We start from the raw sequence: 24,298 nt of genomic DNA on the forward strand, positions 1-24,298 counted from the left end.
ATGGCTCAGGATCTCAAAGGACAAGTTGCAGCGGTCACTGGTGCTGCCTCCGGCATCGGCTTCGAATGTGCAAAGCACATGGTCGAAGCAGGTATGACGGTGTTTCTCGTTGATCGCGACGAGAACGCGCTGGCCGAAAAATGCGCCGAACTTGGCGACAAGGCAAAGCCGCTGGTCATCGACCTGCTCAGCCCGGAATCGGTTGCCACCATGGTGCCGCAGATTCTCGAACAGGCCGGTCAGCTCGACGTGTTTCATGCCAATGCGGGCGCTTATATCGGCGGTCCGCTCTGGGAAGGTAATCCGGATGCCTGGGATCGCATGTTGAACCTCAACATCAATGCAGCGTTCCGCACGGTTCATGCCGTGCTGCCGCATATGATGGAACGCAAGACAGGCGACATCATCATGACCAGCTCGGTGGCGGGCGTTGTGCCGGTGATCTGGGAGCCGATCTATACGGCGTCCAAACATGCCGTGCAGGCTTTCGTGCATACGGTTCGCCGTCAGGTTGCGCCGCATGGCATTCGCGTCGGCGGTGTTCTGCCCGGCCCGGTCGTGACTGCGCTCATCAGCGACTGGCCAAAGGCCAAGCTAGAGGAAGCGCTGGCCAATGGCAGCTTGATGGAGCCGAAGGAAGTGGCGGAATCGGTGATGTTCATGCTGACACGTCCGCGCAACATCACCATTCGGGATCTGGTGATCGTGCCGCAGAGCCTCGATCTGTAATCCCTTCAAGAACGGGTCGGAGACCATGATTCACTATTATTTGGGCGTCGATGTCGGCACCGGAAGCGCACGCGCCGGTGTGTTCGACACCAGAGGTTCAATGCTTGCTTCCGCCAAGCGCGACATTACCATTTGGCGCGAGGCTGGCAGCATTGTTGAACAGTCGAGCGCCAATATCTGGCAGGCCGTCTGCGAAAGCGTGCGCGAGGCGGTGAAGATCGCCGGGATCGATCCAGCCAGCGTTGCCGGTATCGGATATGACGCCACCTGTTCGCTGGTGGTGCTGGGCGAGGGGGGCAAGCCGCTCGCCGTTGGCCCGTCGAATGATCCGGCGCGTGACATCATCGTCTGGATGGATCATCGCGCGGTCGAACAGGCTGAGCGTATCAATGCCACCAAGGCCAAGGTGCTGGATTATGTCGGTGGCACCATTTCGCCGGAAATGGAAACGCCGAAGCTCCTCTGGCTGAAAGAAAACAAGCCGGAAAGTTTTGCGTCTGCGTGGCAGTTTTTCGACCTTACCGATTTTCTCACCTGGAAATCTTGCGGTAGCCTTGCGCGCTCGGCCTGCACGGTCACCTGCAAATGGACCTATCTCAGCCATGAAAATCGCTGGGACGATGCCTATTTCCGCGAAGTTGGCCTCGGCGAACTAGCCGATGAGGGTTTTGTGCGCATCGGCACGGAGGTTCGTGCGGGTGGCGAGAAGCTCGGTGTTCTGAGCGAGGAAGCCGCAGCGGAACTTGGCCTCAAGCCGGGCATCGCGATTGCCGCCGGTCTGATCGACGCGCACGCAGGCGGTATTGGCACGGTGGGCGCGCGTGGCGAGGCGGGCAAGGTTTTGTCGCGCATGGCCTATGTGTTCGGCACATCCGCCTGCACAATGACCACCACGGAACAGCCGGTTTTCGTGGATGGCGTCTGGGGCCCGTATTATTCGGCCATGGTGCCGGGGCTGTGGTTGAATGAGGGCGGTCAGTCGGCGGCAGGTGCCGCCATCGATCATCTCATCCACATGCACCCCTTTGCCGCCGAGGCGGAAAAGCAGGCGGCGGCTGAGGGCAAGGGCCTCGCGGACCGTCTTGCATTGGAAGTGGACGCACGCGGCGGCGCTGCAAAGACAGCTGAGATCATCGGCGACATTCACGTCGTGCCGGAGTTTCTCGGCAATCGCGCACCTTTCGCAGACCCCGACGCCCGGGCGATCATTGCCGGGCTTGATCTCGATGCAGGTATCGACAGCCTGACAGCGCTTTATCTGGCCGGTCTTTGCGGGCTTGGCTATGGCGCGCGCCAGATCGTCGAAGCGCAGAAAGCAAAGGGTATAACGACGGATACCATCGTCGTCAGCGGCGGTGCGGCCCGTTCGCATCTCGTGCGTCAGGTGCTGGCCGATACGACGGGTCTCGTTATTGCGGCCTCCACATCGCCGGAACCGGTTCTGCTCGGCTCGGCTATGCTCGGCGCGGTTGCGGGCGGAGCTTATCCGGACCTCGCAATGGCGATGGCTGCCATGTCGGAGCTTGGCGAGGTCAATCAGCCTGATCCCGACCGGGCAAAATGGCATGATCGCCGTTTTGAGGCATTCACGCTGTTGCAGGACACGGCGCGCAAGCTGCGCGATTTCTGATCGCGATCAGCAGCGATGAAAATAAAAACAGCCCCGACTCGTCACCGAACCGGGGCTGTTTTTATCGATAGAGCATTTCCAGCAAAAGTGCGAAGCGGTTTTGCGTGGGATAATGCGTAAAAACAAATAGATAGAGCGGTTCCGACGATTCCGTCAAAACAGGGACCGCTCTAGCGATGGTCTTACATCACCGGCGCATCGGGTTCCGGTTCATATTCGCGGGCGCCGTCGTCCTTGGCGAACAGCACACACGGACCGTGCGAGCCGCGCGGGTCGTAGGCAAAGCCCTTTTCGGCCAGCGCATGGGTAATGTCACGAATGCCGGCCAGACCATAAAGATGGTCGTGCAGCTCGAGGAAAATACGTTCCACACCCGGCAGCTCGGCCTGCTTGAGCAGATCGCGCTCCGCGCCTTCGATATCCATCACCAGCACATTGATGCCGTGGTCGGCGATGAACTGGTCGATATTGGTCGAGGTGATCGAAATGGTGCTTTCATAAGGCCCCTGATTTTCGTCCATGGACGACATCCAGAGATCCTTGCGCACATAAAAACGGAAGGTGCCGGTTTCACCGGCGCTCAAAATGCCCTGTGACAGAACCACATTGTCATGGCCGTTGGCGTCAAGCACACGCCGCGCCAGCGAGGCGGTTGCCGGATTGGCTTCGAAGGCCCAGACGGCCACGTCGCTGATTCGAGCGATCAGCGAGGTAATAATGCCGATGCCGGACCCCAGTTCCAGAACCCGGTCGCTGGCCTTTACGGCCTTTTTGATCGTACGCGCTTCCTTGGCTTCATAGCTGCCGCTGCTCAGCGCCTGCCAGATGACGGGCGAAACCTCTCCCGGCTCGATGGGTACGACGACCCCATGCACATTCAACACTTCCACACCCAATTGATTGCTACCACGGGTGTATTCGTATCAGTTAGCTCCGACCGGAAACAGTCCTTCCCCGCCCTTTTTTGGTATGCAGATAAGCGAGCTCTGTTGCAGGCATCGGCCTGCCGATCAGATAGCCCTGCACCTGATCGCAGCCCAGCCCCTTAAGGCATTCATATTGCTCTTCCGTCTCGATGCCTTCGGCGATGGTGGTCATGCGCAGGCTGCGGCCAACGCCGGTGACCAGCTCGACAATGGCAAGCGCATCGCTGCGCGTCGTGACATCACTGACAAAGGAACGGTCGATCTTGATCTTGTCGAACGGAAAGCCGCTCAGGCTGCCGAGCGACGAATAGCCCGTGCCGAAATCATCCATGGCGATCTGGATGCCGAGCGCTTTCAGGCCGCGCAGTGTTTCCAGCGTCTGCTCGTTCTTGTCGAGCAGCACGGATTCGGTGATTTCAAGCTCCAGCCTGCGAGGGTCAAGTCCGGATTCTTCCAGCGCCGCCATCACTGACTGGACGAGGTCTTTGTCGCGGAACTGCACCGGTGAAAGATTGACTGCAATTCGCAGCGGCTTGTTCCAGCGCACGGCTTCCTGACAGGCCGTCTTCAGCACCCATTCGCCAAGCGGCATGATCGTGCCGATCTTCTCGGCCACCGGAATGAATTCCATCGGCGAGACTGGTCCACGCACCGGATGGGTCCAGCGCAGCAGCGCTTCGTAACCGCAGATTTCCCGCGTTTCAGTCGTTGCCTGCGGCTGGTAATAGACTTCCATTTCGTTGTTCTGAAGCGCGGTTTGCAAATCCGCTTCGAAGGATTTCTTCTCGCGCAGCCGCGTCAGCATGTCCGATTTGAAGACGCTGACATGGCCATGGCCAACAGCCTTGGCTTCATAAAGCGCCAGATCGGCATGTTTGAACATTTCTTCCGTGTCGGGCTCGCCTTCCGAAATGGCAACGCCGACGCAGGTTCCGATCTTGATTTCCAATTCGCCCACCCGGTAGGGGCGGCTGATCTCATCCATCAAACGCGCGGCGAATTCGAGCGACTCTTCCTCGGTCATGCCGGTTGACAGCACGGCAAATTCGTCGCCGCCAAGGCGGCAGACAATATCACCCTTCCGACTCAGCCGCGTCAGCCGCCGCGAAACGCCCTGCAGCAATATATCGCCGACATCGTGTCCGAGCGTATCGTTCACATCCTTGAAGCCGTCGAGGTCGAGCAGAAGAATGACGGCAGACGGCCCGCCGGACAGCGCCGCCGTTAGCCGCGTTTCCAGATCCTGCCGGAACAGGACCCGGTTCGGGAGGCCGGTCAGCGCATCGTGATGCGCGTCATGTTCGAGACGAAAGTTTTGCGATTGCAGTTCTGCCGTGGCCTCGCGCAGATCCGCGGTAAGGCGCTGCATGCGGCCATGGGCGCGATCCAGAAGATTGTTATGGCGAATAAGCAGGATAACCAGAACGACGCCGCAGAGAATAAGGCCTGCGGCAAGCGCCGTATAGATGAAATGGAGCTGCTTGACGTCACTCTGGGCGGCGTCAATCAGATCGACATCGTGTTCGACTGATGTGGATGCGAGTGAGGTCAGCGGTGCATCCAGCTCGCTCATCGCGACGAGCATGGCTTTCATGTCGTCCGTGCTCATCGTGTCGAGCTTCATATCCATCTCGTGGATGATGTTGCTCAACTTCATATAGAGCTGGCGGCGTCCCGGATCGTCCTGAATGAAGGCGCGCAGATTGCCCTGCTGGAACATTTCAAGGCGTCCGACCATGAAGTCCAGCCGCAGCCGCACTTCATCGCGATCAACATCAGGCAGGCCAAGCGCCAGCGCGCTCAGCCGATGTTCAAGCCGCAAATATTCAGAAACAGTCTGCCCGATGGACCAGGAGTCATTATACCGGGAAAATTTTTGCAAAGCCGTCTGACGCTCTGCGATGACATAGGCGATATAGCCCGTTGCCACCACAAAGCAGCAGATAATGACACCCAGTATGCGTCTCAAGCGCGCCTCTATTCAACGATCAGCTTGGCAACCTGCCAGGCGGAGCGCGTGTAATATGTTTGATTCTGGAGTTGAGGGTCGCTGTCATACGGGTAGATAATAAACAACGGTCCTTTGTCCCGCACCGCCATGTACTTTCCGTCCCGCTTTAAAGCAAGAATTACGTTGAACTTCTTGAAATCCTCAAGCGGAATGGTGGTTACATAGTCGTTCAGCGCCACCGCCGTGACGGTTTTGCCTTCGGCGCCGACCAGTTTCATCAGCTGGTCGATGGACACGCCTTCGAAGCGGACCTTGCCGTCATACCATGGATTGGCGGTTTCCACGGTTTTGAGGCCAAGGGCTTCCAGACCCGCGCGGTCGAACTGCGCGGTGTCCCCGTTGTTCTTATTCTGGATATTGCCCGATATTGTGAGAATGGGCTTGTCCTGCGGTTTGGGCAGCGAAGCGGCAAATGCGCCGGAAATCGCTGTCACACAAACGGCCAGACAGACAAAAAGACGACCGAGGTTCATTGCATTTCTCCCTGATATAGCCGGTCAATAAAGCAAATTACCTAAATCGGCGTGAATACAAGGAACATATGCGGATTTAATCGGATTCACGCCTGTGATCTTTCGTCTGCGCTTATAACAAATGAAAACAATAGCATAGTAGACGCTTGCCCATGGAATTCGTCAAGTGCCGAGCACCATGTCGCGTATAATATTTTCATTATTTCCAGTTTTTCAGCTTTCTTATACCACCTGTGCGGCGGAAAAACGGCATTGTTAAGTAATGAATAATGCGAACTGCGGATCGTTGGGTAGATCGCAGAATAAAACAACTTATGATTGTCGAGGCCGCACACGGTGTGCAGTCTTGGCTGGCCAACAATATGGAAGCTTATAGTATCGATACGCTTGGCCCGTTGCGAGGTGTCGAACCCGCTTAGAAGACGGCAATAATCCGGACCCTTGGCTGGTTCAGCTGTGCTTCGACAGGAGATATCCGACGGTTTCAGGCAGGTGTTCTTACGTTACGATATACGACATCTGCCGTATTGTTTCCGGTCGGACGCAAAGGATAACTATCCTGATGACATAATATTGGGTTGGTATGCTGGGATGCCAGCCAATTGGAGGATAAAATGAAGCTCATTCTCATTGCAGCGGCAGCATCGGCTGCTTTCGTAACCGGTGCCGCAGCATCGGTGCCGGTGACGATCAAGGAACCTGTCGAGACGTCGGCCTCAAAGCCCCATACAAACTCGACTATCATCGCAGTCGGAGGCAAGCGCACCAATGGGCGCGTCTTGTTGGGCGGGCGCAACACTTTCGGTGGATAAGCAGACCCACCTTTGCGCGGTTTGCCAGTTGACGCGGGGGCGTCCGGCGGGTGAGGGAACGTGCTGTCTCTTTCACTCGCCGGTTTTATTGCGGCGCCTTGGTTGCGCGCTATTATGCCGAGGCAAGCGCCTCAGCGATTGTATCTTTTATCGCCAGACGCTGCTTGCGCAAAAGCGTCTCTTCTTCCTGACTTAAGGGCGTGATCTTTGTTTCCGCCAGATGAATGCGATCATTGATTGCGTCATATTCTTCCAGAATACGCGCAAAGCGGGCATCTTTCGCCTTGAGGGCGTGAATAGCTTCGATCTGGCCGGGGAATTCTTCTCCAAGCGTGTGCGGTGTGTTCGACATGACGTTTCCTTCCTTTGCTTTGGCTGAGCTTCGCAGAGCCCGCCGGACCCAGCATTGATCGCGATCAAATCCAAGCACCTGCTTAACAATACGGGATGTTGGATGGTTCCCCATGGTGTGATCGGTCACGTGTGCGCTGTGCACCGGTGATGGATCATTTTGTAAAGACGGTTGGCTTCCATCCGCGGGCAAAGCCCATGGACATTGCGAGGCTCGCATATTCGATTTCCTTCACCAGAAAATCGCGATCTTTCAGCAAGGCTTCGATAGCAGCTCGCACATCGCCATCGTGGTAAGCGAGAACCAGATCAATCTCGTCCTCATAACCTTCTTTTTGCACAAGCGCATTCATTTGCCGTGCTCCTCATAAGCAGACATCACATTTCCAGCCATTTCGGATTCCATCGGCTTTTCGCCGTCGATGTTCCTATTTTGTTCGCTGCTTATTTAAGAGTCAAGCATGTTGCGTTTCATGCGGTGTGGATTTTCCGCTAGTCTGGTTAAACGACTGAATCTATCGGGAATCCGCTTAGGAAGAATGCAAAAAGACCAGCCTGTGGAAGTACCGTCTTGATATTTATCAGTTTGATTTCTTTGAAGAAAATAATGGCTGGGGAACCTGGATTCGAACCAAGACTAACGGAGTCAGAGTCCGTTGTTCTACCCTTAAACTATTCCCCAGCAAGGATTGCAAATCATGCTCTTATCGAGCGTTTGCAATTGCGACAGAAGCGTGAAGCTCGTTCGCGACGGCTTCCATCTAGCGAACTCAAACCCCGAACGCAACCCCTTTCTTTGAAAAAAGAATAGCAAATTTCGCCATCCCCAATTTGTCGCGCCGCAATCGCCGCAAACAACAGCCAAGCATGGTCTTTTGCCAGAAGGCGGGTTGTTTGCGCGACGCCGGAATAAAAAGGCCCGGCCAGCGGAGGAGCGGGCCGGGCAAAGGGCAGGCTGGCCGAGAGGGGACCCGGCTTGTGAAGGTGGCGCCTGCCAGATGTTCCGTGGGCAGTTCGGCGAAGGGGTTTCGTGCGAACTGCTTGAGATTCAAAAGGCTGCTGAGGCCGTGGCCTCAGCAGATGTGGCGTGTCGCCTCGATACGGCGCTGCGCATCAGCCAGCGAGCGCAGAACACGTGTCGGATTTTCGCGGCCGCGATAGTGGGTCGCCGTATAGACGTCACCACGATGCAGGCCGATGTCACGCAGGAGATAATCGTCAAGCTCGGAAATTCGCATCAGCTGCCGTCGATTGCGGGACATCATCCAGCGACGCAGAGCCGACATAAACACAGCTTTCACCGTTTGCGCGAACGTGGAGGTCTCTGCGCGCGTTGCCGGTAAATAGGTCGTCGTTGTCTTGCTTATCGCTGTCATGTCCGCTCTCCTTTAAATCAGCGGTGCTAAGGGGTTCTCATCGTCAGGGTCATGCGCTTTCGCAGCTCCTTTCCTTTACGACGGCTGCTTTATCCAACAATCAAATTGATTGTTCCAACGAATGTTTCTAATGTCATTCTTCAAAAATAGTGATGGATAGCGCCCATGAGCACGCCTCTGGATCTCGATCAGTTACAAACCTTCATCGCGATAGCCGATACGGGCAGTTTCACACGCGCTGCCGATGCGATTTTCAAGACGCAATCGGCGGTTTCCATGCAGATGCGGCGGCTTGAGGAACGGATCGGAAAGCCGCTCTTCGAGCGGGACGGGCGCTCCAATCGCCTGACCGAGGATGGCGACCGGCTGCTTCTCTATGCGCGGCGGATGATGCAGCTGAATGGGGAGACCATTGCGGCCTTTGACGATACGCAACTGGAGGGCCATGTGCGTATCGGGACGCCTGATGATTATGCCGACCGCTTCCTGCCGGAAATCATGGCGCGTTTTGCGCGCTCCAATCCGCGTGTTGAGCTTTCCGTCGTCTGCGAGCCGACCGTCAATCTGGACGAAATGATTCGTCGCGGCACGCTGGATATTGCGCTGGTCACCCAGTGCGACGACAAGCGCCGCTCGGAAGTGGTGCGCACCGAGCCGCTTCTCTGGGTCACGTCGGCCAATCATGCTGTGCATGAGGAAGCCGTGCTGCCGCTTGCGGTGGGGCGACCGACTTGCATCTGGCGTCATGCGGCAATCGAAGTGCTGGAAGCGGCGAAACGCGATTATCGCATCATCATCACGAGCTGGTCGGCGACGGTTTCTGCCGCTGCGGTTCTCTCCGGGCTTGCCGTTTCGGTGCTGCCGGAATGTGCGTTGCGCCCTGGCATGCGGGTGCTGGGTGAGGCCGATGGTTTCGGGCGGTTGCCGGAATTTGGCATTGGCATCATGCGCGGCCACAACAAGCAGAATGCGGTGGTGGATGCGCTGGCGCAGCACATCATCGAAAGTCTTGACAATATTTCATCGCCCCAGCCGGGAGGCATTGTTGGCGCGATGAGTTCGCCGGAAATCTCGCCTTTTCCGGCGGTCCGCACGCGCAGGGTGCGGGCCAATGAGTTGTTGCCGGGCTGGTGAGGCCCGTTGATAAGCATGAGATGATTTTCTACGCGACTTCTTGACCAGCCGTATCGGCTGATGGCCTATGATGGGATGAGCATGGGTTCCGATTCGAGTTTTACCGGCGCATCGTCGAATGTCGCCGAGTATAGCGTTTCCGAGATTTCCGGCGCTTTGAAGCGCACGGTCGAGGATGTGTTCGGCCATGTGCGCGTGCGGGGAGAAATCTCCGGTTATCGCGGACCGCATTCGTCCGGTCATGCCTATTTCGCCTTGAAGGACGACCGCTCGCGGCTGGAAGCCGTGATCTGGCGCGGTTCCATGGGCCGCCTGCGTTTTCGTCCCGAAGAAGGCATGGAGGTTATCGCCACCGGCAAGCTGACCACCTATCCGGGATCGTCAAAATATCAGATCGTCATCGAGCAGATGGAACCGGCGGGCGCCGGTGCGCTGATGGCGCTTCTGGAAGAACGCAAGCGCCGCCTTGCGGCGGAAGGCCTGTTCGATCCGGCGGTCAAGCAGCTCCTGCCCTTCATGCCGCGTGTGATCGGCGTGGTGACATCGCCGACAGGCGCCGTCATCCGCGATATTATTCACCGCATTTCAGATCGCTACCCGCTGCATGTCATCGTCTGGCCGGTGCGCGTGCAGGGCGAGACGAGCGGTCTGGAAGTGGCCACTGCCGTGGACGGCTTCAATGCCTTGCCGGAAGATGGCGCGATTCCGCGTCCCGATGTGCTGATCGTGGCGCGTGGCGGCGGTAGTCTGGAAGATCTCTGGGGCTTCAATGACGAAGTTGTCGTGCGCGCCGTGGCGGCGTCGCATATTCCGGTGATTTCTGCGGTCGGCCACGAAACCGACTGGACGCTGATCGATCTTGCCGCTGATGTGCGCGCACCGACCCCGACAGGCGCTGCCGAAATGGCCGTGCCGGTCAGGGCCGATTTGCAGGCAACGCTTGCCGGACAATCGGCGCGGTTGGCCTCGGCCATGTCGCGCTTCATCGACCTCAAGCGGCAGGCGCATCGCGCGGCTGCGCGCGCTCTGCCTTCCGCCGATCAGTTGCTGGCCTTGCCCCGCCGGCGTTTTGACGAATCCGCCTCGCGCCTGACGCGGGCGCTGTTCGTCAACACGCAGAAGAAGAGGGTGCATTTCGAAGGGCGCGCCCGTCAATTGTCGCCGCGCCTGTTGCAGCGCCGTTTCGTGGAACAGCAACGCACCATGTCGCTGCTCGGTCAGCGACTGCCGCGTGCGCTGGAAGCCTTTTTGCGGGAACGCCGCACGGCGCTCTCGCATCGTGGCGACCGGCTGGTCCCGGAACCGATCTTGCGGCGCACCCGCCTTGCCACATCGACCGTCGAGCAACTGGATCGCAGGCGCGATCAGGCGGTGCGCCTTTTGATCGAGCGCGCCAAACGGCGCGGACAGGAACTGGAACGCCTGATGCGCACCCTGTCTTACGAAAGTGTGCTGGACCGTGGCTTTGCCATCGTGTTCGATGCGGACGGTCATCCGGTCAAGCAGGCGGCAGGCGTGGCGGCGGGCGATGCGCTGTCGGTTCGTTTCCGTGACGGTGAAGTGGCGGTGGTTGCTGATGGCGGTGCAGAGGACGAATCGGCAGCCAAACCGGGCGCACCGAAAAAGCCTGCATCGGCTCGCTCCGGCGGGCAGGGATCGCTATTTTAGCAACACTCGCAATGTCTTGAACGCCGAATTGGGAAGCCGAGTGCAAGCTCCGCTGTTCTCTTAAGGCTGGCTTAAGCTTGGCCTTTTCTTTCTCGCACATCCGAAATGATGAGCACAATTCGGGCAGGGCGAACCGCGTTTCTGCCGTGATGCGTGTCAAACGAAGAGTTCAAGGATGTCGCGTAAAAACTCCCAGGACGCCGCATTTTCCGGCTTGAAGGCGGCGGTGTTCAACCGCCGAAGCTTTCTGATTGGTGCAAGCGCTGTTGCGCTGTCAGGCTGTGTTTCGACTGCCCAGCCGCCGCTGCCGGCAAAGCCGGTCAATAAGCCCGTTGCGCCGTCGCAGCCCGTGCCGCTCATGTATCAGGCCATGCCGGAAGAGCAGTTTCCACTGCCTGCCGTCGATATCAGTAAGGTCGATCAGAAATTCTGGCGGCAGGAAGTTGATTATCCGACGAGCGAGACTAAGGGCACCGTCATCGTCGATACGCCGAACAAATATCTCTATCACGTGCTCGGCAATGGGCGGGCGATGCGCTATGGCATCGGCGTCGGTCGTGACGGCTTTGCCTGGGCGGGCCGTGCCGTCATCGCTTACAAGCGCCAGTGGCCGCGCTGGACGCCGCCGGATGAGATGGTTGCCCGCCAGCCAGCACTCCAGCCCTACAGCATTGCCAATGGCGGTATGCCCCCCGGCCTCAAGAACCCGCTGGGCGCGCGCGCCATGTATATCCATAAGGATGGCCGCGATACACTATATCGTATCCACGGGTCGCCCGAAGCATGGAGCATCGGCAAGGCCGTCTCTTCCGGCTGTATCCGTATGCTCAATCAGGATGTAATCGACCTTTATAACAATGTGCGCGATGGCAGCACGATTGTCGTGATCCCCGATCCGACAAAGGGTCAGCAGGTCACGAGCTAACCTCGGAGCACATCCCGAAAATGAAAAGGGCGCGAAAAACGCGCTCTTTTTCATGTGTGGTTTTCTGCCGGACTGAAGCTCAATAAGCATATTCCAGGAAGATCGGCTCGACGGAACCGGCCCAGATGCTGTTATAGGCTTTCAGCATACGCTCGGCATCGGTAATGCCAGCGGCGACGATTTCTTCCAGTGGCGCCAGGAAGTGGGTTTCGTCAAAACCGTCCGAGTTGAGCTTGTTGCGGTTCTTCAGGCCAAGACGCGAAATCTTCAGCGTTTCGCGGGCGATGCCTTCCAGCGGCTTGCCACGGAATGTTGCGGTGAGCGCCTTGGTGGGCACTTCGTTGCGCAGCGCCAGAACCTCTTCATAGGTCCAGTCCTTGGTCAGCATTTCCGCTGCCGTCAGCGCTTCTTCGTCATAGAGCAGGCCGACCCAATAGGCGGGCAGGGCGCAGATACGTCGCCATGGGCCGCCGTCCGCACCGCGCATTTCGAGGAAGCGCTTGAGGCGAACTTCCGGGAACAGCGTCGAGAGATGGTTGGTCCAGTCGCCCATATTCGGCACCGGATCGCTGACTTCACCCTTCAACGCGCCGTTCATGAACTGGCGGAACGTGACATGGGTGCAATCGTGATAACGGCCATCGCGCAGGATGAAATACATCGGAATATCGAGCGCCCAGTCGACATAATCGGCAAAGCCGAAATTTTCCGAGAAGACAAAGGGTAGCACACCGGCGCGCTGGTTGTCGGTATCACGCCAGATGTTCGAGCGCCATGACAGGAGACCGTTCGGTTTGCCCTCGGTGAAGGGCGAACTGGAAAACAGCGCCGTGGCGACCGATTGCAGTTTCATCGAAACCTGCATCTTGCGGCGCATGTCGCGTTCGGAGCTGAAATCGAGATTAACCTGAATGGTTGAGGTCCGGTACATCATGTCCAGACCTTCCTTGCCAACCTTCGGCATGTAGTTGGTCATGATCTTGTAGCGCGACTTCGGCATGACCGGCGTTTCGGCCAGCGTCCATTTCGGGCTGCCGCCGACGCCGAGAAAACGAATGCCCAGAGGCTCGGCGATTTCACGCACCTGGCTCAGATGCGCGTTCATTTCGCGGCAGGTCTGGTGAATGGTCGTAAGCGGTGCGCCGGAAAGCTCGAACTGGCCGCCCGGCTCCAGCGAAATTGCGCCCTGTCCGGTCGGCTCGACAAGGCCGATAATGTTGCCTTCGTCCATGATCGGCTCCCAGCCGAGCATGGCCTGCATGCCTTCCAGAATGGCCTTGATGCCGCGCGGTCCCGCATAGGGAACAGGGCTGTTGTCAGCGGTATAGAAAGGGAATTTTTCGTGCTCGGTGCCGATGCGCCAGGCATCCTTGGGTTTGTTGCCCCCGGCAAGATAGATCGCGAGTTCTTCAACGCCCGTCAGTGCCGTTTCGTCAGTCGTATCGCGCGCCATACAGTCTATCCCTGGTCGTATTTCAGCTTGTCAGCGTGATTGGACAAATTTGTCAAATCACGCAAGTCAATTTCATTGAACGATCGATTTAGAGAACATCATGCCGCATTTCTCCAGTCGCCGAGAACGGCCTGTACCAGAGCCATGGCGGCAACGGCTGCGGTATCCGCCCGCAAAATGCGAGGGCCGAGCGGAATGGCCGTCACGAAGGGCAGACGGTGCAGCACTTGCCGCTCTTCTTCCGAAAATCCGCCTTCCGGGCCGATCAGAAGCCCCGTTGGTCCGGTCTTCAAACCTTGCAGAATGCTCAACGGATCGTCCGATTCGTGACCCTCATCACAAAAGATCAGACGGCGCGACGGGTCCCACTGGTCGATAAAGCGGTCGAAGCGCACCGCGTCGCGGCATTCGGGTATGGCAAGCACACCGCATTGCTCGGCAGCCTCAATGGCATTGGCCTTTATCTTGTCGGTGCTGAGTTTCGGCACTTGCGTGTGCTGGGTGACGACCGGCTGCAAGACGCCAGCGCCCATTTCAACGGCCTTCTGCACCATATAATCAAGGCGGCCCTGTTTCAGCGGCGCGAAACAATAGACGAGATCGCTTGGCGCTGGCTGCGGGCGGGTCTCCTCAACAGGTACGAGCAGAACACGCTTCTTGCCTTCCGGCTTTAGCCAGGCCTTCCATTCACCGTCGCGCCCGTTGAAGACGAGAACTTCATCGCCTTCTTTCAGGCGCAGCACGTGAATGAGATAATGGGCAGCCTGCGGCGCAGCCTCCACCGGCGTTTCCGGGGCGAGGTCGTCCTCGATGTAAAGTCGTTGCATTCTGTAATTTGCGCGCATGATCGCATCGATGGCAGAGGGCAAGCCTGCCGGTCAAGCGCTTTGTGTGGCAGTTCTGCCAGCCTGCCGATTGAAAACCGCTCTCACATAACAAATGGCTTACACAAACAATTGATGGGAAATGGCTGGCGGTTGAATCTAATTAGATTGTATCCATATAGGTATGAAGCTATCTATTTGAATGGAATTGAAGTGATGAAACAAGCTTGGGTCGAATTCGCGCCGCTTCTTGCAAGCACCGCCAGAGGATGGCGGAAAGCCTTTGATGCGGCCATGGCGGAGCATGGACTTTCCGATGCGAAAGCTGTTCCTCTGATGACCCTCTTGCGGCATGGCGATCTGATCCCCCAGGGGGTGCTGGCCGAACGGGTCGGCATCGAGGGGGCGACGATCGTTCGTGTCGTCGATGAGCTGGAGAAGGATGGCCTGATCCTGCGCGTCGCCGACGATGCCGACCGTCGCGTCAAACTCATCCAGTTGACCGAAGACGGCCGCGCCCTTGCCACCAAAGTGGAAAAGTCTGCGGCCCGTCTTCGGACGCAGTTCTTAAGCGATTTCGACGCCGAACAGGTCGATGTCGCCATGGAAGTGTTGCGCAGGCTGAACGAGAAATTCCTGAACATCTGAACCAACCACACTGCCTTCGAAAAACAATGACCAAGCTTGCCGAAACAACCCCGAAATTCTGGGACGTCGTCTTTTCCCTAAAGACGTTCGCCGCCGGTATGCTTGCCTTGTGGATTGCGCTGATGGCCAATCTGCCAAATCCATACTGGTCGATTGCCGCCGTTTATATCGTCGCGCATCCGCTTTCGGGGGCCACCACATCCAAGGGCATCTATCGTCTGATCGGCACGATCATCGGCGGTGCGGTGACGATTCTTTTCGTGCCACATCTGATCAATTCGCCGGAAATCCTGACCGTCGCCATCGGCGTGTGGATGGGCGTCTGTCTGGCGATCAGCCTGCTTGACGGCACGCCGCGCAGCTATCTCTTCATGCTCGCCGGTTATACGGTGGCGATTGCAAGTTTTGCCGTGGTTTCCGTTCCTGAAACCACCTTTGATTATGCGCTTGGCCGCGTCGAGGAAATTGCCATTGGCATTGTCTGCGCGGCGCTGGTCAATCGCCTCGTCTTTCCGCGCCACAGCGGGCCGGTTCTGGTCGGTCGCATCGACAACTGGCTGCGTGAGGGGTCACGGCTTGCCGTCGCCACCATGCGCGGCGAGGGCGCCAGCCCGCAATTTCTGCGCGACCGTCAGCGTCTGGCATCCGACGCGCTGGAACTGCGCAACCTGACCACCCATGTGGCCTATGACACCTCGTCCATTCGTGGCGTTGGAACCATGCTGCATGTGCTGCAACAGCGCATGGTGGCCGTGCTGCCGATCATATCCAGCCTGCACGATGTCATCGTGCTGAAGCCGGGTGAAGGCGAAAAGCCTTGGCATCCGGCTGTCCAGCAGCTTCTTGATGAAGCTTGCAACTGGCTCGAAAGCGGCGAAAATCTCAGCGAAGAGCGCCGCGCCGTTCTGTTGAAGCTGATCGACGAGATCGAGCGTCACGGCAAGGACGCCTCCAGCTGGGGTGAGCTTCTGCCGTTCAACGTGGCTGCGCGTGTCCGCGATCTGGTCCAGATCTGGAGCGATTGCATAACGCTGCGTCAGGATATCGTATCCGGTGCGAAGCGCGGCCATGCGCTGCGCTGGCGCCGTTACGACGCCCATCTAAAAGGGCGTCCCGCGCACCGCGATTATGGCATGGCGTTTCTGTCGGGCTTCTCGGCCTTTCTCGCAACCAGTGTTGCAACGGCTTTCTGGATCGCCACCGGCTGGTCACAGGGCAGTGCAGCCGCAATGATGGCAGGCATCTTCTGCTGTATCTTTGCGACGATGGACGACCCCGTGCCGGTGATGCGAAAGTTCAACTGGCTGTTGATGATCGTGATCGCAGCCGCTTTCATCTTCGAATTCGCGCTGCTGCCGCTGGTGGACGGTTTCTTCCCGCTGGCTTTGGTGCTGGGTCTGTTTCTGGTGCCTGCCGGTGTGCTTCTGGCAATTCCGTCGCAGTTTCTGCTGGGCATGGTGCTCTGTGTGAACCTGCCCAACATGCTCATGCTGCAAAGCCACGCCACGTCGGATTTCGTCACTTTTGCCAATGCCAATCTGGCAACGGTTGTCGGTATCGTCATTGCTGCGGTGATCACGTCTATCGTGCGCTCGGTCGGTGCCGAATGGAGCGTGCGGCGTCTGGTCGAGGCTGGCTGGCGCGATATTGTGGCGGCAACCGAACGCGGACCAAGCCGTCATCGCCGCCAGCATATGAACCGCCTGTTGCTGCGCATGATTGACCGCATCGGCATGATGACGCCGCGTCTGGCGCTGATCCCATCGGCGGATGTCGCCAAGGTCGATCTGCTGCGCGACCTGCGCAACGGGATGAATACCATCGACCTGCAACAATATCGCGCCAAGTTGCCCGAGCCCTGCCGCGAGGCGGTGGATGCGGTGCTGGACGGTGTCGGCGCGCATTATCGGGCTTTGTCCAAAGGCGGGCCGAACGGCCTGTCGCGTCAGGGCATCGACGAACAATTGCTCACCGCCATCGACAAGGCGATAGCGGTGATCATCGAAAGCGGCTCGCCAGCCGTTGCCCGCCGTCCGCGGCTCGCACTGGTGGCGCTGCGTTTCAACCTGTTTCCCAAGGCGCCGCCTTTTGCTTTGCCACCGCGCCCGCAATTGGAGCTGCCGCAAGCCGCCTGACCAACAGCAGCTTGAAGACTGAATGTGAACGATCATGAGACCTGAACTCGATATATACGGGATTTATATCCCGACCCTGGGCGTGCTGGCGCTTGGCGCCTATGTCCTCAATACGATCATGCAACGCCTTTTGGCGCGCGTGCGTTTCTACCGTTTTGTGTGGCACCGGCCCTTGTTCGATGCCGCCATGTATTTCTGCATTCTTGGCGCTGCCGCCATTATCTTGAACGGAATAGACTGATGAAAAAGCTCTTCGCACATACTGGCCGGGTTTTTCTCACCCTCGTCATGGTCACAATGGCGGGGCTGCTGGGCTGGCATCTCTGGGATTATTACATGAATGCGCCGTGGACACGCGATGGCAAGATCCTTGCCGATGTGGTGCGCGTTGCACCGGACGTGTCGGGTCTGGTGAGCGAAGTTCTCGTTCGCGACAACCAGACCGTCAAAAAAGGCGATGTGATTTTCCGCATCGATCAGGCGCGTTACAAGCTGGCGCTGCAAACGGCGGAGGCCAAGGTCGACAGCAGCAAGGCTGCGCTCGACATGGCCAATCGCGATCTCGTCCGTTATCGCCAGCTCAACGACACGACTGTGACCCGCCAGAAGCTGGAACAGGTTGAAACGACAGCCATGCAGGCCGAGGCGGCTTACCGTCAGGCCGGTCTGGACCGTGATCTGGCCGCGCTCAATCTGGATCGGTCTTCGGTCAAGGCGACGGTCAATGGCGTCATCACCAACTTTTCGCTGCAGCCGGGCGACTATGTCACCGCAGGTTCTGCCGTAACGGCGCTGGTGGATACGGATTCCTATTATGTCTCGGGCTATTTCGAAGAAAACAAGCTTGAGCGTATCAAGCTCGGCGATCCGGTGGTGGTCGATATCATGGGCAGCCACGTGCAGCTCAAGGGCAAGGTCGAAGGCATTGCCGGTGGCATCGAGGATCGCGAGCGCACCGCAACGACAAGCCTGCTTGCCAATGTCACGCCGACTTTCAACTGGGTGCGTCTTGCGCAGCGTGTGCCGGTGCGCGTCAAGCTTGAGGACGTGCCGGATGGCGTGCACCTCGTGGCGGGCCGGACCGTCAGCGTGTCGGTCGTCGAATAATCGACGTCCAATCGATCAAAGGCCCGGCTGTTGTCCGGGCCTTTTTCGTGTTAGCCAATGGCAAAGAATTTTCGAGGCTTGGTTATGCGGGTATTGGTCGTCCAGAATTATGATGGTGCGGGGCTCGGACAGATTGAGCCCGTCCTGAAAGAAGCCGGTTATGCGATTGATTTGCGCCTTCCCTACAATGGCGATGCGCTGCCCGCTGATGATACCGACCACAAGGCGCTTATTGTGCTGGGCGGCGAGCAGAATGCGCTGGCCGATGCCGAATTTGCCTATTTCCCGCATCTGCTCGATCTCATTCGTGGCTTTGGTGACAGGGACAAGGCGGTGCTTGGCATCTGCCTCGGCAGCCAGCTTGTGGCGCGCGCCTATGGCGGCGACAATATCCTCGACCGTCCGATGGAGTTCGGCTGGCAGGAAGTGCGCCTGACCGAAGAGGGCCTGAACGATCCGGTCTTATCGACGGCAGGCAGAGCGTTTCCGATCTTCCATTGGCACCGCGATACGTTCACGCTGCCAAAAGGTGCCGTGCATATGGCGCAAAGCGACATGACGCAGAATCAGGCCTACCGGATCGGACGGGCGGTCTATGGAACCCAGTTCCATTTCGAAGCCGATACCGCGCTCGTCAAACAGTGGAATGCCCAACTCGCCCACGAAATCGAAGATTTTGCGCCGGGCTGGGACAAGGCGTTTGCGCAACTTGCCGAGAGCGTTGGCCGCTCCTCAGACAGAGCGGGCGCGGCACTCGCCAAAGCCTGGATCGACCAGATTTAAACCCAACATTAACCTTGCGGATAGACTTCGCGTTGCTGCTTTGCCACATGCTGTGAGCAATGCGTTGTTTTGTGAAAAAAGCGCGGTGAACGACGCCGCCGTTCAGTTGCAGGTAACTTTTATCGGGTGTAACTGAACGCCGTCTCCCGGGCAATGATCGGTCGGGCAGGGCTTCACGCCATGCTCGCAACGGCGGCTCGTTTTATCGAATTTCATCCGGCAACCGTCGAAAGAGTTCCCGAATATGACCGCCAAGCATGCCGCCCTTCTTACCGTCCTGATGGTCTCCGCGATCGTGTTCATGGCTGTCGGCATCTTCACCGTCGATGCCGGTAACACCATGGTTTCGAGCGATGGTTACGGAATTTCCAGCGCTCATTAATTCGCTTCGATGAAGCGCTTTTCCGCGCCATCGATTGCGATTGCCGAGAGCAGGCCGCTCTTCCAGGCATAGGTGTCGAGATTGACGCGGTTGGGCTGAACATCGACCGCGCCTTGCGGCGTATGCCCATGGATGATCACCTTTGCGAGGGGACCGGTCCATTTCAAAAACAAAGTGCGTATCCAGATGAGGTCGTCCGGGTCCTGCTCTTCAAGCGGGACAACGGGGTTGACGCCTGCGTGGCAGAAAAAGAAGTCCCCGAACGACAGCCAGCGCGGCATCGAGCGTATGAAATCGACATGCGCTTGCGGTACGGCTTTCACCAGAGCCTCGTGTCCGCGCCGGGCTTTGTCCGGATCGGAAAAATCGAGTTCCACGCCATAGGAGCGCCCGGTCTCCACGCCGCCATGCAGAGCGAAGATGCCTGCCGTGTCGCCGGTGGCGAGATAATTGAGAAAGCCTTCGTCGTGATTGCCGAGAAGAGACAGGATGCGCGGATCGTGCGCAGCCGCCTCGATGAGAAAATCGAGCACTTCCTTGGATTGCGGTCCCCGGTCGATGTAATCGCCGAGATGGATGATGCGCCAGTCATGGACGGGGCGATGGTCGAGATCGGCGCGGATTAATCCGTGCATATCCTGCAACAGATCGAAGCGCCCATGCACGTCGCCAATGGCATAAAGGCGAATGTTCTGCGGGCCGCATGCATCCTTGAAAACCACACCAGTCATTCGCCGTCGTCCTTCACTTCCTTCACCGCATTGGTGCCCGCCCGCTGGCGGAAGCGCAGCTGCGACACGCGCTCGCGTTCTTCGTTCAGTTCGCGGTCATGGGTGGCCTGCTCGACGAAGCGGATATGCTTCTGCACCGCTTCACGGGCGGCCTGCGGGTTGCCAGCCATCACCGCGTCATAGATAGCGCGATGCTGCGAAAGGAACATGTCGGCGACGCCCGGATAGCTGTAGATGAGGCTGCGGTTGTAAAACACGCCATCCTTCAACAGCTGGTAGCAGGAGCGCAAAGTGTGCAACAGCACGATGTTGTGCGCGGCTTCGCCGACCGCATTGTGCAGCTCGACATCAAGCCGCGCTTCGGTGTCGAAATCGCTCGCGCCATGGGCCGTCTCCATCGCATGCATGATTTCCGTCAAAAGCGCCTTGTCGGCGGGTGTGGCACGCAACGCCGCATATTCGGCGGCGATGCTTTCGATCTCGCGGCGATATTCGAGATAGTCTGCGGTCGCCTTGCGGTGGTCGGCAAAAAGCTTGACTACGGGCGCGCTGAAGACCTGCCCGATCACATCGGCGACAAATGTTCCGCCACCATGGCGGGAGGTCAAAAGGCCAGCCGTTTCAAGGCGCTTCAAGGCATCGCGCAGGATGGGCCGGGAAATGTCGAACTGGCGTGCCAGTTCGCGTTCGCCTGGCAGACGGTCGCCGCCGCGCAGAACGCCCTCCAGAATGAGCGTCTCGATCTGGTATACGACGTCGTCCGCTGTGCGGCTCGCCTGTATGCGGGAAAAAATCGTTTCGGCCATGCCGTTCAAGCCCTCTGCGTATCGGCGGCAAGGTAGCCGCAAGGGACGGACCCGGCAACGGAATATAGAGCTTTTCCAGCAAAAGTGCGAAGCGGTTTGCGTCTGGAAATGCGTAAAAATAAATACTTAGAGCGGTTCCGACGATTCCGTCAAAACAGGAACCGCTCTATTGAAAATAAAGCCCGACTGGTGATCCAGCCGGGCTTTATGATGCTGGAAAAAAGGGGTTTTAAGCCTTTTTGCGCTTGCGCGTCGCAACCAGCACAAACAGACCGGCGACAACGCCATACATCGCCCATTTGAACGGCAACGCATCAGCCGTTTCGCTGCGGATCGGCAGCACGGTCACAGTGCCGGGGCGGCTTTCGACGCCGGATTTACCTTCGGCCTTGGCCTGTTCGATCTGTTGCGGGGACACGACCCATTCCGCACCGCGGGACTTGTCGTAGAACATGAAGCCGCAGCCGACGACAACGGCAACGATGATAGCGAGAATGAAGCGGATCGGAGTGTTCATTATCTTTCCTCAAAAGTCGGAACGATACGGCCAGCATGATGGGAGTTCATGCCGCACCGTATTTATATGCACGCTTTCTAATGCGCAGCGTTTCATAGTCGGCAAAAGACTTGATGTCTATTTTTGAGATGCGCCCTGTGGAGAACTGCCGCTCTCCCAATAGGGAACGGGCCCGTAAAGGTCGGCAAGATAGTCGATGAACAGGCGCACCTTGGCAGGCAGGAACTGTTTCGACGGATAGACCGCGTGAATGGCCACGTTGCGCGATGCGGTATAGTCGGGCAGCACCTGCACAAGCTTGCCCGCGGCCAGTTCAGGGCCGATATCCCAGGTGGAGCGCTGGGCAATGCCGAGACCGGCCAGCACGGCCTCGCGCACCATTTCGCTGGAATTGGTCTGGAGTGGTCCGACCGGGCGAATGACAATCGGGCCTTTCGGCCCTTCCAGCCGCCAAGGATCATTGTTGTGCGGCGCAAGGCAGATATGGGCCTGCAAATCTTCGATGGTCTCAGGCGTGCCGCGTTCCGCGATATAACCGGGCGATGCGACAAGCAATCGGCGGACCGGCGCCAGCCTGCGGGCCACAAGGGTCGAATCCGACAATTCACCGATGCGGATGGCGAGATCATAACCGTCGCCGACAATATCGACCATTTCGTCGGTCAATTGCATATTGACGGTCAGGTCGGCATTGGCGCGCATGAAAGGCACCAGATAGGGGGCGATATGCATGCGCCCGAAGGTCGTGGGAGCCGAGATTTTCAGCGTGCCGCGCGCATCCGCCGAGCGGCGCGCGACGAAAGCTTCCGCTTCCTCGATATTGGAAAGAATGGCCAGCACGCGCTCATGATAGCCCTGACCAGCCTCGGTCAGCGCGATTTGCCGCGTGGTGCGTTGCAGGAGCCGGGTGCCGAGGCGCTCTTCCAGACGACCGAGACGCTTGGAAACCACGGCAGGCGACAGGCCGAGATCGCGAGCCGCCGCCGACATGCTGCCGGTTGCGACCACGCGGGCAAAGATTTCCATATCGGCCAGACTGCTGCTCATCATGATCGTCTGATCCCCCGAATTGCCCTGCGCTTCAATTGCATCTAGCCCAGCGTTGCAAGGCTCCGCAAGCAATTATGCCACAGCGTGAAAACTGTTATGCGAAAGGTGCAAGTGGTAAAAATGATTTACCACTTGACGAATGCGGCGCAGGGTGCACTGTGCATGTTAGAGCTATTCCAGAAAAGATCGGGTCTGTCCATCTCGGTTGGCGTGGCGTTAAAACAGCGCGTTACGACCGTTCCGGTTCTCAAGCGAGGATGAAAACCGGGGCGGCATTTGAAGGCTGGCGGCACCTTGACGAAGAGGGTCTGCCCAGCGGCGGAGGAGCAAATGAGCGGATTGATTATGCCGGAGCCGGATGCGTCCGTCATGCAGCGGCGCGGGCAGATCGTGGATGATCTGCGCGATATCGTACCGGGCGAGGGCGTGGTCGATACGGTCAATGCGATGCGTGTGTTCGAGAGCGACGGCCTGACGGCGCATCGTTCGCTGCCGCTGGTGGTTGTGCTGCCGGAAACGGTCGATCAGGTCTCACAAGTTCTGCGTTATTGCCACGAGAATGGCATTCGCGTCGTGCCGCGCGGTGCGGGCACATCGCTGTCGGGCGGTTCCATGCCCTTGCAGGATGCGGTGCTGCTCGGCATGTCGCGCTTCAACCGCATTCTCGAAATCGATTATCCCAACCGTGTCGCCGTGGTGCAGCCGGGCGTGACCAATCTCGGCATTACCAAAGCCGTTGAGCATGAGGGCTTTTATTATGCGCCCGATCCGTCGTCGCAGATTGCCTGCTCGATTGGCGGCAACGTGGCGGAAAACGCCGGTGGCGTGCATTGCCTGAAATATGGCCTGACAGCGAATAATGTTCTGGGCATCGAGATGGTGCTGATCACCGGCGAGGTGTTGCGCCTCGGCGGCAAGCATCTCGACAGCGAGGGCTATGATCTTTTGGGTCTGATGACCGGCTCGGAAGGACTGCTGGGCGTGGTGACGGAAATCACCGTGCGTATCCTGCAAAAGCCGGAAACGGCGCGCGCCGTCATGGTCGGCTTTCCATCCAGCGAGCAGGCCGGCCAGTGTGTGGCCGATATTATCGGCGCAGGCATAATTCCCGGCGGCATGGAAATGATGGACCGACCCGCCATCAAGGCGGCGGAGGATTTTGTGCGCGTTGGCTATCCGCTCGACGTGGAAGCGCTGTTGATCGTCGAACTCGACGGCCCGCCGGTCGAGGTCGATCACCTGATCGGACGGGTTGAGGCGCTCGCACTGCGCAATGGTTCCACGACCTGCATTCTGTCGCAGTCGGAAGAGCAGCGTCTGGCTTTCTGGGCCGGGCGCAAGGCAGCTTTCCCGGCGGTGGGGCGCATTTCGCCCGACTATCTATGCATGGATGGAACCATTCCGCGCAAGGAACTGCCGCGTGTCCTGTCGGGCATGCGCGACTTGTCCGAGAAATACGGATTGCGGGTGGCCAATGTGTTCCACGCAGGCGACGGCAATCTGCATCCGCTGATCCTCTATGATGCGAATATCCCCGGTGAACTGGAAGCAGCCGAAAATTTCGGCGCAGATATTTTGCGGCTCTGCGTGAAAGTTGGCGGTGTTCTCACCGGCGAACATGGCGTCGGCATTGAAAAACGCGATCTGATGCCGGAAATGTTCAATGACATCGATCTCGACCAGCAGATGCGCGTCAAATGTGCTTTCGACGCCAAGCATCTGCTCAATCCGGGCAAGGTGTTTCCGCAATTGCGCCGCTGCGCCGAGCTTGGTCGCATGCATGTGCATCGCGGCGAGCTGGCCTTCCCGGATGTTCCCCGATTCTGA

Annotated in this window: 25 protein-coding genes and 1 tRNA gene; 13 read left to right on the forward strand and 13 right to left on the reverse strand. The window is 58.3% G+C overall.

Features of this window, described 5'->3' with window-relative positions:
* Entirely contained in the window at positions 1–729 is a 729-nt protein-coding gene (locus D8666_RS17820; protein ID WP_109367835.1) for an SDR family oxidoreductase, read from the forward strand.
* Positions 730–754: 25 nt separating this feature from the next.
* Positions 755–2,359 carry an FGGY-family carbohydrate kinase gene (locus D8666_RS17825; RefSeq protein WP_109367834.1) on the forward strand — a complete coding sequence of 535 codons (1,605 nt, stop codon included), beginning with the start codon at positions 755–757 and terminating at the stop codon, positions 2,357–2,359.
* 182 nt (positions 2,360–2,541) lie between these two features.
* Here the strand turns inward: D8666_RS17825 and D8666_RS17830 are convergent, their stop codons facing one another.
* From D8666_RS17830 to D8666_RS17840, 3 genes are read right to left on the reverse strand one after another with little or no spacing between them, the layout of a single operon-like run.
* Positions 2,542–3,249 (reverse strand): FkbM family methyltransferase, encoded by a 708-nt coding sequence (locus tag D8666_RS17830; protein WP_109368040.1) that lies wholly within the window; start codon positions 3,247–3,249, stop codon positions 2,542–2,544.
* Positions 3,250–3,286: 37 nt separating this feature from the next.
* Positions 3,287–5,254, reverse strand: a complete 1,968-nt coding sequence (locus D8666_RS17835; protein WP_121538901.1) for a putative bifunctional diguanylate cyclase/phosphodiesterase — start codon at positions 5,252–5,254, stop codon at positions 3,287–3,289.
* Between the two features lie 8 nt (positions 5,255–5,262).
* The gene (locus tag D8666_RS17840; protein ID WP_109367833.1) at positions 5,263–5,769 is read right to left on the reverse strand and encodes a putative pterin-binding protein; all 507 of its coding nucleotides are present in this window, start codon (positions 5,767–5,769) and stop codon (positions 5,263–5,265) included.
* Positions 5,770–6,383: 614 nt separating this feature from the next.
* On the opposite strand from D8666_RS17840, the gene D8666_RS17845 reads away from it, so the two are divergent.
* Entirely contained in the window at positions 6,384–6,581 is a 198-nt protein-coding gene (locus D8666_RS17845) for a hypothetical protein (protein WP_109367832.1), read from the forward strand.
* 112 nt (positions 6,582–6,693) lie between these two features.
* Here D8666_RS17845 and D8666_RS17850 read toward each other — a convergent pair whose 3' ends face one another.
* The 4 genes from D8666_RS17850 to D8666_RS17865 form a co-directional block, all read right to left on the reverse strand.
* Complete coding sequence (locus D8666_RS17850; RefSeq protein WP_109367831.1) at positions 6,694–6,933, reverse strand: HP1242/YdcH family protein; 240 nt, start codon at positions 6,931–6,933, stop codon at positions 6,694–6,696.
* A gap of 154 nt (positions 6,934–7,087) precedes the next feature.
* A complete protein-coding gene (locus D8666_RS17855; protein WP_109367830.1) occupies positions 7,088–7,285 on the reverse strand; it encodes a CUE domain-containing protein in 198 nt (65 codons plus the stop codon).
* A 255-nt stretch (positions 7,286–7,540) separates the two neighbouring features.
* Positions 7,541–7,614: transfer RNA gene (locus tag D8666_RS17860), tRNA-Gln, on the reverse strand.
* A gap of 391 nt (positions 7,615–8,005) precedes the next feature.
* On the reverse strand, positions 8,006–8,308 hold the full coding sequence (locus tag D8666_RS17865; protein ID WP_121538902.1) for a DUF1127 domain-containing protein: 303 nt from the start codon (positions 8,306–8,308) through the stop codon (positions 8,006–8,008).
* Positions 8,309–8,473: 165 nt separating this feature from the next.
* Here D8666_RS17865 and D8666_RS17870 point away from each other — a divergent pair, with 165 nt between their 5' ends.
* The 3 genes from D8666_RS17870 to D8666_RS17880 all read left to right on the forward strand — a co-directional run bounded on the left by D8666_RS17870 (position 8,474) and on the right by D8666_RS17880 (position 12,035).
* Positions 8,474–9,442 (forward strand): LysR substrate-binding domain-containing protein, encoded by a 969-nt coding sequence (locus D8666_RS17870; protein WP_109367828.1) that lies wholly within the window; start codon positions 8,474–8,476, stop codon positions 9,440–9,442.
* An 81-nt stretch (positions 9,443–9,523) separates the two neighbouring features.
* Positions 9,524–11,110, forward strand: a complete 1,587-nt coding sequence (gene xseA / locus D8666_RS17875) for an exodeoxyribonuclease VII large subunit (protein ID WP_121538903.1) — start codon at positions 9,524–9,526, stop codon at positions 11,108–11,110.
* Between the two features lie 175 nt (positions 11,111–11,285).
* Complete coding sequence (locus D8666_RS17880; protein WP_109367826.1) at positions 11,286–12,035, forward strand: L,D-transpeptidase; 750 nt, start codon at positions 11,286–11,288, stop codon at positions 12,033–12,035.
* Between the two features lie 79 nt (positions 12,036–12,114).
* Here the strand turns inward: D8666_RS17880 and D8666_RS17885 are convergent, their stop codons facing one another.
* Both D8666_RS17885 and D8666_RS17890 read right to left on the reverse strand, forming a co-directional pair.
* Positions 12,115–13,488 carry a glutamate--cysteine ligase gene (locus tag D8666_RS17885; RefSeq protein ID WP_109367825.1) on the reverse strand — a complete coding sequence of 458 codons (1,374 nt, stop codon included), beginning with the start codon at positions 13,486–13,488 and terminating at the stop codon, positions 12,115–12,117.
* A gap of 98 nt (positions 13,489–13,586) precedes the next feature.
* Complete coding sequence (locus D8666_RS17890) at positions 13,587–14,333, reverse strand: 16S rRNA (uracil(1498)-N(3))-methyltransferase (RefSeq protein WP_121538911.1); 747 nt, start codon at positions 14,331–14,333, stop codon at positions 13,587–13,589.
* A 195-nt stretch (positions 14,334–14,528) separates the two neighbouring features.
* On the opposite strand from D8666_RS17890, the gene D8666_RS17895 reads away from it, so the two are divergent.
* The 6 genes from D8666_RS17895 (at position 14,529) to D8666_RS24270 (ending at position 19,367) form a co-directional block, all read left to right on the forward strand.
* Complete coding sequence (locus D8666_RS17895) at positions 14,529–14,960, forward strand: MarR family winged helix-turn-helix transcriptional regulator (RefSeq protein ID WP_109367824.1); 432 nt, start codon at positions 14,529–14,531, stop codon at positions 14,958–14,960.
* Positions 14,961–14,986: 26 nt separating this feature from the next.
* A complete protein-coding gene (locus D8666_RS17900) occupies positions 14,987–17,095 on the forward strand; it encodes an FUSC family protein (RefSeq protein ID WP_121538904.1) in 2,109 nt (702 codons plus the stop codon).
* A 34-nt stretch (positions 17,096–17,129) separates the two neighbouring features.
* A complete protein-coding gene (locus D8666_RS17905; RefSeq protein WP_078338977.1) occupies positions 17,130–17,336 on the forward strand; it encodes a DUF1656 domain-containing protein in 207 nt (68 codons plus the stop codon).
* The gene (locus D8666_RS17910; protein ID WP_109367822.1) at positions 17,336–18,202 is read left to right on the forward strand and encodes an efflux RND transporter periplasmic adaptor subunit; all 867 of its coding nucleotides are present in this window, start codon (positions 17,336–17,338) and stop codon (positions 18,200–18,202) included. The genes D8666_RS17905 and D8666_RS17910 overlap by 1 nt, the downstream gene beginning before the upstream one ends.
* 84 nt (positions 18,203–18,286) lie before the next feature.
* The gene (locus D8666_RS17915) at positions 18,287–18,985 is read left to right on the forward strand and encodes a type 1 glutamine amidotransferase (RefSeq protein ID WP_109367821.1); all 699 of its coding nucleotides are present in this window, start codon (positions 18,287–18,289) and stop codon (positions 18,983–18,985) included.
* Positions 18,986–19,229: 244 nt separating this feature from the next.
* A complete protein-coding gene (locus tag D8666_RS24270) occupies positions 19,230–19,367 on the forward strand; it encodes a hypothetical protein (protein ID WP_167836115.1) in 138 nt (45 codons plus the stop codon).
* On the opposite strand, the gene D8666_RS17920 is transcribed toward D8666_RS24270, so the two are convergent.
* From D8666_RS17920 to D8666_RS17935, 4 genes are all read right to left on the reverse strand, one after another.
* Positions 19,364–20,098: a metallophosphoesterase gene (locus D8666_RS17920; protein WP_109367820.1), complete on the reverse strand. Its 735-nt coding sequence runs from the start codon at positions 20,096–20,098 to the stop codon at positions 19,364–19,366. The genes D8666_RS24270 and D8666_RS17920 overlap by 4 nt on opposite strands.
* On the reverse strand, positions 20,095–20,904 hold the full coding sequence (locus tag D8666_RS17925) for an FCD domain-containing protein (protein WP_109367819.1): 810 nt from the start codon (positions 20,902–20,904) through the stop codon (positions 20,095–20,097). The genes D8666_RS17920 and D8666_RS17925 overlap by 4 nt, the downstream gene beginning before the upstream one ends.
* A gap of 229 nt (positions 20,905–21,133) precedes the next feature.
* Positions 21,134–21,421 (reverse strand): hypothetical protein, encoded by a 288-nt coding sequence (locus D8666_RS17930; RefSeq protein WP_109367818.1) that lies wholly within the window; start codon positions 21,419–21,421, stop codon positions 21,134–21,136.
* Between the two features lie 117 nt (positions 21,422–21,538).
* On the reverse strand, positions 21,539–22,468 hold the full coding sequence (locus tag D8666_RS17935) for a LysR family transcriptional regulator (RefSeq protein WP_109368038.1): 930 nt from the start codon (positions 22,466–22,468) through the stop codon (positions 21,539–21,541).
* A gap of 333 nt (positions 22,469–22,801) precedes the next feature.
* Between D8666_RS17935 and D8666_RS17940 the strand changes: the two genes are divergently transcribed.
* Positions 22,802–24,298 carry an FAD-linked oxidase C-terminal domain-containing protein gene (locus D8666_RS17940; protein WP_109367817.1) on the forward strand — a complete coding sequence of 499 codons (1,497 nt, stop codon included), beginning with the start codon at positions 22,802–22,804 and terminating at the stop codon, positions 24,296–24,298.

Origin of the sequence: Ochrobactrum soli, from assembly GCF_003664555.1 — a bacterium.
GTDB lineage: Bacteria > Pseudomonadota > Alphaproteobacteria > Rhizobiales > Rhizobiaceae > Brucella > Brucella teleogrylli.